Raw genomic sequence first — 6,630 nt, forward strand, 5'->3', positions numbered from 1 at the left:
CACAAATCAAGGGCATCCGCTCACCAGCACGCCTGCACAAAACGGATAGCACTCTGCACAAAGCGGATATTGCCCCCGCGTACCCAGTCCTAACCTGAGCCTGCCTGAACAATAACAACGGAGGCCCTGGCCATGTCCCTGGGTATCGACTACTTGCGTTCACTGCTTGAGGAAGACGCCGCGAAGGGCGTCTACCGCTGCCGCCGGGAGATGTTCACCGACCCGCGCCTGTTCGACCTGGAGATGACCCACATCTTCGAAGGCAACTGGGTCTACCTCGCCCATGAAAGCCAGATCCCCGAGAAGAACGACTTCCTGACCACCATGATCGGTCGCCAGTCGGTCTTCATCGCGCGCAACAAGGACGGCGTGCTCAACGCCTTCCTCAACGCCTGCAGCCACAAGGGCGCCATGCTCTGCCGGCAAAAGTCCGGCAACCGTTCCAGCTACACCTGCCCGTTCCACGGCTGGACCTTCAACAATTCCGGCAAGCTGCTCAAGGTGAAGGACCCGGCCGAGGCCGGCTACCCCGAAGGCTTCAACTGCGAAGGCTCCCACGACCTGACCAAAGTGGCGCGCTTCGAGTCCTATCGCGGCTTCCTCTTCGGCAGCCTGAAGGCCGACGTCAAGCCGCTGGTGGAGCATCTGGGCGAGTCGGCGAAGATCATCGACATGATCGTCGACCAGTCCCCCGAAGGACTGGAAGTCCTGCGCGGTTCCTCCAGCTACATCTACGAAGGCAACTGGAAGCTCACCGCCGAGAACGGTGCCGACGGCTATCACGTCAGCTCCGTGCACTGGAACTACGCCGCCACCCAGAACCAGCGTCAGCAGCGCGAAGCGGGCGAGGCCGTGAAGACCATGAGCGCCGGTGGCTGGGCCAAGCAGGGTGGCGGTTTCTACTCCTTCGACCACGGCCATCTGCTGCTCTGGACCCGCTGGGCCAACCCCGAGGCGCGCCCGGCCTTCGAGCGCCGCGACGAGCTGGCACGCGACCATGGCCAGGCCCGCGCCGACTGGATGATCGAGAACTCGCGCAACCTCTGCCTGTACCCCAACGTCTACCTGATGGACCAGTTCAGCTCGCAGATCCGCATCGCCCGGCCCATCGACGTCAACCGCACCGAGATCACCATCTATTGCATCGCGCCCAAGGGCGAGAGCGCCGAGGCGCGCGCCCAGCGCATCCGCCAGTACGAGGATTTCTTCAACGTCAGCGGCATGGCCACACCGGACGACCTGGAGGAATTCCGCTCCTGCCAGCAGGCCTACCAGGGCAGTGCCGGTGGCTGGAACGACATGTCGCGCGGGGCGAAGCACTGGATCGAAGGCGCCGACGACGCAGCGCGGGAAATCGACCTGGCGCCGGCGCTGTCCGGCGTGCGCACTGAGGACGAGGGCCTGTTCCTGCTGCAGCACCAGTACTGGCAGCAGACCATGATCGACGCGCTGGCTGCCGAGCAGGTCAATCGCATCGCGCTGACAGAGGAGGACGTGTGATGAGCCGCTACGAACTCGTGCGTGACTTCCTCTACCGCGAAGCGCGCTATCTCGACGACAAGGACTGGGATGCCTGGCTGGAGTTGTACGCCGCCGATGCCACCTTCTGGATGCCCTCCTGGGACGACCGCGACCAGCTCACCGAAGACCCGCAGCGGGAAATCTCGCTGATCTGGTACGGCAACCGTGGCGGTCTGGAAGACCGCGTGTTCCGCATCAAGACCGAGCGCTCCAGCGCGACCCTGCCGGACACGCGCACCTCGCACAACCTGAGCAACATCGAGGTGCTCGGCGAGGCCGATGGGCAGTGCCAGGTGCGCTTCAACTGGCACACCCTGAGCTTCCGCTACAAGACCGTCGACAGCTACTTCGGCACCAGCTTCTACACGCTCGACGTGCGTGGCGAACGGCCGCTGGTGAAGGCGAAAAAGGTCGTGCTGAAGAACGACTACGTCAGGCAAGTCATCGACATCTACCACATCTGATTTCGCCGTCAGGGCTGTGCGTCGCGCGCGTGGATTTGCCGCGCGCGACGCCGCCTGCGCGGCATCGAGGTGCACGCCATGAACCACAAGATCGCCTTCAACTTCGAAGACGGCGTTACCCGCTTCATCGACGCCAGCCCGAGCGAGACCGTGGCCGATGCGGCCTACCGCCAGGGCATCAACATTCCGCTGGATTGCCGCGACGGCGCCTGCGGCACCTGCAAGTGCTTCGCCGAAGCCGGCCGTTACGACCTGGGCCAGGAATACATCGAGGACGCGCTGACCGAGGATGAAGCCGCGCAAGGCTACGTGCTCACCTGCCAGATGCGTGCGCAGAGCGATTGCGTGGTGCGGGTACCGGCTTCATCGCAGGTCTGCAAGACCGCCCAGGCCAGTTTCGAAGCGAACATCAGCGCGGTGTGCCAGCTCTCCGAAAGCACCATCGCGCTGTCGATCAAGGGCGAGTCGCTGAGCAGGCTGGCCTTCCTGCCGGGGCAGTACGTCAACCTGCAGGTGCCGGGCAGCGAGCAGAGCCGCGCCTATTCCTTTAGCTCGCTGCAGAAGGACGGTGAGGTCAGCTTCCTGATCCGCAATGTGCCGGGCGGCCTGATGAGCAGCTTCCTTACCGGCCTGGCCAAGGCCGGCGACGCCCTGTCCCTGGCCGGCCCGCTGGGCAGCTTCTACCTGCGCGAGATCAACCGACCGCTGTTGCTGCTGGCCGGCGGTACGGGCCTGGCGCCCTTCACCGCGATGCTGGAGCAGATCGCCGAGCGTGGCAGCGATTATCCGCTGCACCTGATCTACGGCGTCACCCACGACGTCGACCTGGTGGAGCTGGATCGCCTGGAAGCCTTCGCCGCGCGCATTCCCAACTTCACCTTCAGCGCCTGCGTCGCCAGCCCGCAGAGCAGCTACCCGCGCAAGGGCTACGTCACCCAGCACATCGAGCCGGCGCACCTGAACGACGGCGAAGTGGACCTCTACCTCTGCGGCCCGCCACCGATGGTCGAGGCGGTCAGCCAGTACATCCGAGAGCAGGGCATCACCCCGGCGAATTTCTACTACGAGAAGTTCGCCGCCAGCGCTGCCTGATTCCCGACAACCCACGCGGGGCGGCTCTTCGTAGGAGCGAGCTTGCTCGCGAACAGCTTCGCAGCGGGGCTTTGGTTCGCGAGCAAGGGCTAGGCGCCCCCCTCGGTCCTACAGGGCGGCTCGCTCCAGTGCCATGAGGTCACCATGAAAAGATTCAACAACAAGATTGCCCTCGTCACCGGCGCCGCCCAGGGCATCGGCCGGCGCGTCGCCGAGCGGCTGGTGGAAGAGGGCGCGAAGGTCATCGCGGTGGACCGCTCCGAGATCGTCCACGAACTGCAGGACGCCCTCGGCCAGCACGGAGAAATCCTCACCCTGACCGCGGACCTGGAGCGCTTTGCCGACTGCCAGGGTGTGGTCGATCAGGCGCTCGAACGCTTCGGCCGCCTCGATATCCTGGTCAACAACGTCGGCGGCACCATCTGGGCCAAACCTTTCGAGCACTACGCCGAAGACGAGATCGAAGCCGAGGTGCGCCGCTCGCTGTTCCCCACCCTGTGGTGCTGCCGCGCGGCGCTGGTGCCGATGCTGGAGCAGGGCGCGGGTGCCATCGTCAACGTGTCCTCGATCGCCACGCGCGGGGTGAACCGCGTGCCCTACGGCGCGGCAAAAGGCGGGGTGAATGCGCTGACCGCCTGCCTGGCCTTCGAGACCGCCGAGCGCGGCGTACGGGTGAATGCCACCGCACCCGGCGGCACCGAGGCGCCGCCCCGGCGCATCCCGCGCAATGCAGCGCAGCAGAGCGAGCAGGAGAAAGTCTGGTACCAGCAGATTATCGACCAGACCGAGAACAGCAGCCTGATGAAGCGTTACGGGACCATCGACGAACAGGTCGGCGCGATCCTATTCCTCGCCTCGGACGAAGCCAGCTACATCACCGGCGTGACTTTGCCGGTGGGTGGCGGCGACCTGGGCTGAGGCGCCGCCATGTTCCGCTTACGGCAGGTTCGCGCCGATCAGTTGCAGGCAGCGTTGCAATGGCGTGCTGACGTCGCCGCGGCGCTGGCTGAGAATGATCGGCGAGACCGCCTCGGCGTCGGTCAGCCTGGCGTAGCCGATGTCGGCGCGGTGCTGCTGTTGCACCGACGCCGGCACCAGCGCCACGCCCAGGCCGGCGGCGACCAGGCCGATGGCGGTCTGCAGCTCATTGGTCCACTGCGTCACGCGCACGCTCAGGCCATGGTTGGCGAACAGCGCCAGTACATGGTCGGCATAGCTGGGGCGCGGGTTGGCGGGGTAGAGCACGAAGTCCTCGCCGGCCAGTTGCGCCAGGCTCAGCGGCGCGCCAAGCAGGCGATGCCCGGCCGGCAGCACGGCGACCATCGGCTCCTCGCGCAATACCTGCTGGGTAATGGCGGGGTCGTCGATGCGGATGCGCCCGAAGCCGATGTCGATACGCCCGCTTTTCAGCGCCTCGACCTGCTGCACCGTGGTCATTTCCTGCAACCCCAGTTCCAGGCCGGCATCGCCGCGCAGCTCGCGGATCAGCTCGGGCAAACCGTCGTACAGCGTCGAGGGCGCAAAGCCGATGCCGAACCACTGGCGCTCGCCCTGGCCTATGCGCCGGGTGCTCTGGCAGATGCTTTCCAGCTGCGAAAGCAGGGTGCCGGTCTGCTCGTGGAAATAGCGCCCGGCGTCGGTCAGGCGCAGCGGCCGGCCGCGCTCCAGCAAGGGCACGCCGAGCAGTTCCTCGAGCTGCTGGATCTGCCGGCTCAGCGGTGGCTGGGCGATGTGCAGGCGCTCGGCGGCGCGGGTGAAGTTGAGGGTGCCGGCCACTTCGCGGAAGTAGCGCAGGTGTCGCAGCTCCATGATACCTCCAGGGTATGCAACAAGACGGCATCGATATTGGACTGCCTGCAGGCCCCGGCGCAATCCTTTGCCAAACGTGAAAAGACCTTCCGGGTATCGCCGACGTGCGTCCCGGCCCATCCAGAAATCCCAGACCGGAACGCCGTCCATGAGTAGCCCCGTCATCGAACGCATCGAGTCGATCATCGTCGACCTGCCGACCATTCGCCCGCACAAGCTGGCCATGCACACCATGCAGCAACAGACGCTGGTGATCATCCGCCTGCGCTGCTCCGACGGCGTCGAGGGCATCGGCGAAGCCACCACCATCGGCGGCCTGGCCTACGGCAACGAAAGCCCGGAGAGCATCAAGGCCAACATCGACGCGCACTTCGCGCCGCTGCTCCAGGGCCAGGACGCCAGCAACATCAACGCCTGCATGCAGCGCCTGGACAAGTCGATCAAGGGCAATACCTTCGCCCGCTCCGGGATCGAGAGCGCGCTGCTCGATGCCCAGGGCAAGCGTCTCGGCCTGCCGGTCAGCGAGTTGCTCGGCGGCCGCGTGCGCGACAGCCTCGAAGTGGCCTGGACTCTGGCCTCCGGCGACACCGTCCGCGACATCGCCGAAGCCGAGCAGATGCTCGACATCCGACGTCATCGCATCTTCAAGCTGAAGATCGGCGCCAACCCGCTGGAGCAGGACCTCAAGCACGTGGTGGCGATCAAGAAGGCCCTGGGCGAGCGCGCCAGCGTACGTGTCGACGTCAACCAGGGTTGGGATGAATCCCAGGCCATCCGCGGCTGCCAGGTGCTCGGCGAGAACGGCATCGACCTCATCGAACAGCCCATCTCGCGCATCAACCGCAACGGTCAGGTGCGCCTGAACCAGCGCAGCCCGGCACCGATCATGGCCGATGAGTCCATCGAGAGCGTGGCCGACGCCTTCAGTCTCGCCGCCGACGGCGCCGCCAGCATCTTCGCCCTGAAGATCGCCAAGAACGGTGGCCCGCGCGCCGTGCTGCGCACTGCACAGATCGCCGAAGCGGCGGGCATCGCGCTGTACGGCGGGACCATGCTCGAAGGCGCCGTCGGCACCCTGGCCTCGGCCCACGCCTTCATCACCCTGGAGAAGCTGACCTGGTCCACCGAGCTGTTCGGCCCGCTGCTGCTAACCGAGGAGATTGTCAACGAGGCGCCGGTTTACCGCGACTTCCAGCTGCACGTACCGCGCACGCCCGGCCTGGGCCTGAGCCTGGACGAAGAGCGCCTGGCGCGCTTCCGCCGCACCTGATTTTCAACCTGTTCCCGACTGCCCGATAGAGGAGATGACCCGATGCTGTTCCACGTGAAGATGACCGTGAAATTGCCCGTCGACATGGACCCGGCCAAGGCCGCCCAGCTCAAGGCCGACGAGAAGGAACTGGCCCAGCGCCTGCAGCGCGAGGGCAAGTGGCGCCACCTCTGGCGCATCGCCGGGCACTACGCCAACTACAGCGTGTTCGACCTCGCCAGCGTCGAGGAACTGCACGACACCCTGATGCAGCTGCCGCTGTTCCCCTACATGGACATCGAGGTCGACGGGCTCTGCCGCCATCCGTCCTCGATCCATGCCGACGACCGCTGATTTTCGTTCCGTACGACTCGACAAGAACAAGACTTGAGGATCGCACCATGACCGTGAAGATTTCCCAGACTGCCGATATCCAGACCTTCTTCGAAGAGGCCAGCGGCGCCCTGAACGATGCCGGCAACCCGCGGGTGAAGA

General features: G+C 65.6%; 7 protein-coding genes and 1 pseudogene. 7 read left to right on the forward strand and 1 reads right to left on the reverse strand.

The window, feature by feature from the left end; genetic code table 11:
- Positions 1-132 precede the first annotated feature (132 nt).
- From benA to A9513_RS33290, 4 genes are all read left to right on the forward strand, one after another.
- Positions 133-1,500 carry a benzoate 1,2-dioxygenase large subunit gene (gene benA / locus A9513_RS33275; RefSeq protein ID WP_065086573.1) on the forward strand — a complete coding sequence of 456 codons (1,368 nt, stop codon included), beginning with the start codon at positions 133-135 and terminating at the stop codon, positions 1,498-1,500.
- Positions 1,497-1,985, forward strand: a complete 489-nt coding sequence (benB, locus tag A9513_RS33280) for a benzoate 1,2-dioxygenase small subunit (RefSeq protein ID WP_141678569.1) — start codon at positions 1,497-1,499, stop codon at positions 1,983-1,985. The genes benA and benB overlap by 4 nt, the downstream gene beginning before the upstream one ends.
- 78 nt (positions 1,986-2,063) lie before the next feature.
- On the forward strand, positions 2,064-3,077 hold the full coding sequence (benC, locus tag A9513_RS33285; protein ID WP_065086575.1) for a benzoate 1,2-dioxygenase electron transfer component BenC: 1,014 nt from the start codon (positions 2,064-2,066) through the stop codon (positions 3,075-3,077).
- Positions 3,078-3,221: 144 nt separating this feature from the next.
- Complete coding sequence (locus A9513_RS33290; RefSeq protein ID WP_065086576.1) at positions 3,222-3,995, forward strand: 1,6-dihydroxycyclohexa-2,4-diene-1-carboxylate dehydrogenase; 774 nt, start codon at positions 3,222-3,224, stop codon at positions 3,993-3,995.
- An 18-nt stretch (positions 3,996-4,013) separates the two neighbouring features.
- On the opposite strand, the gene A9513_RS33295 is transcribed toward A9513_RS33290, so the two are convergent.
- Positions 4,014-4,886 carry a LysR family transcriptional regulator gene (locus tag A9513_RS33295; protein ID WP_065086577.1) on the reverse strand — a complete coding sequence of 291 codons (873 nt, stop codon included), beginning with the start codon at positions 4,884-4,886 and terminating at the stop codon, positions 4,014-4,016.
- A 148-nt stretch (positions 4,887-5,034) separates the two neighbouring features.
- Between A9513_RS33295 and A9513_RS33300 the strand changes: the two genes are divergently transcribed.
- The 3 genes and pseudogenes from A9513_RS33300 to A9513_RS35935 form a co-directional block, all read left to right on the forward strand.
- Positions 5,035-6,156, forward strand: coding sequence for a muconate cycloisomerase family protein (locus tag A9513_RS33300; protein ID WP_065086578.1), 1,122 nt, complete (start codon positions 5,035-5,037; stop codon positions 6,154-6,156).
- Between the two features lie 42 nt (positions 6,157-6,198).
- Positions 6,199-6,489, forward strand: coding sequence for a muconolactone Delta-isomerase (gene catC, locus A9513_RS33305; RefSeq protein WP_015477003.1), 291 nt, complete (start codon positions 6,199-6,201; stop codon positions 6,487-6,489).
- 47 nt (positions 6,490-6,536) lie between these two features.
- A pseudogene (locus A9513_RS35935) lies at positions 6,537-6,630 on the forward strand (catechol 1,2-dioxygenase); the annotation flags it as partial.

The organism is Pseudomonas sp. AU12215, from assembly GCF_001675465.2.
Lineage (GTDB): Bacteria > Pseudomonadota > Gammaproteobacteria > Pseudomonadales > Pseudomonadaceae > Pseudomonas > Pseudomonas nitroreducens.

Bases quoted from the DNA above. Each gene is read 5' to 3' on its own strand.
- benA (WP_065086573.1), top strand. From the start codon at position 133: ATGTCCCTGGGTATCGACTACTTGCGTTCACTGCTTGAGGAAGACGCC.
- benC (WP_065086575.1), top strand. From the start codon at position 2,064: ATGAACCACAAGATCGCCTTCAACTTCGAAGACGGCGTTACCCGCTTC.
- A9513_RS33290 (WP_065086576.1), top strand. From the start codon at position 3,222: ATGAAAAGATTCAACAACAAGATTGCCCTCGTCACCGGCGCCGCCCAG.
- A9513_RS33295 (WP_065086577.1), bottom strand. From the start codon at position 4,886: ATGGAGCTGCGACACCTGCGCTACTTCCGCGAAGTGGCCGGCACCCTC.
- A9513_RS33300 (WP_065086578.1), top strand. From the start codon at position 5,035: ATGAGTAGCCCCGTCATCGAACGCATCGAGTCGATCATCGTCGACCTG.
- catC (WP_015477003.1), top strand. From the start codon at position 6,199: ATGCTGTTCCACGTGAAGATGACCGTGAAATTGCCCGTCGACATGGAC.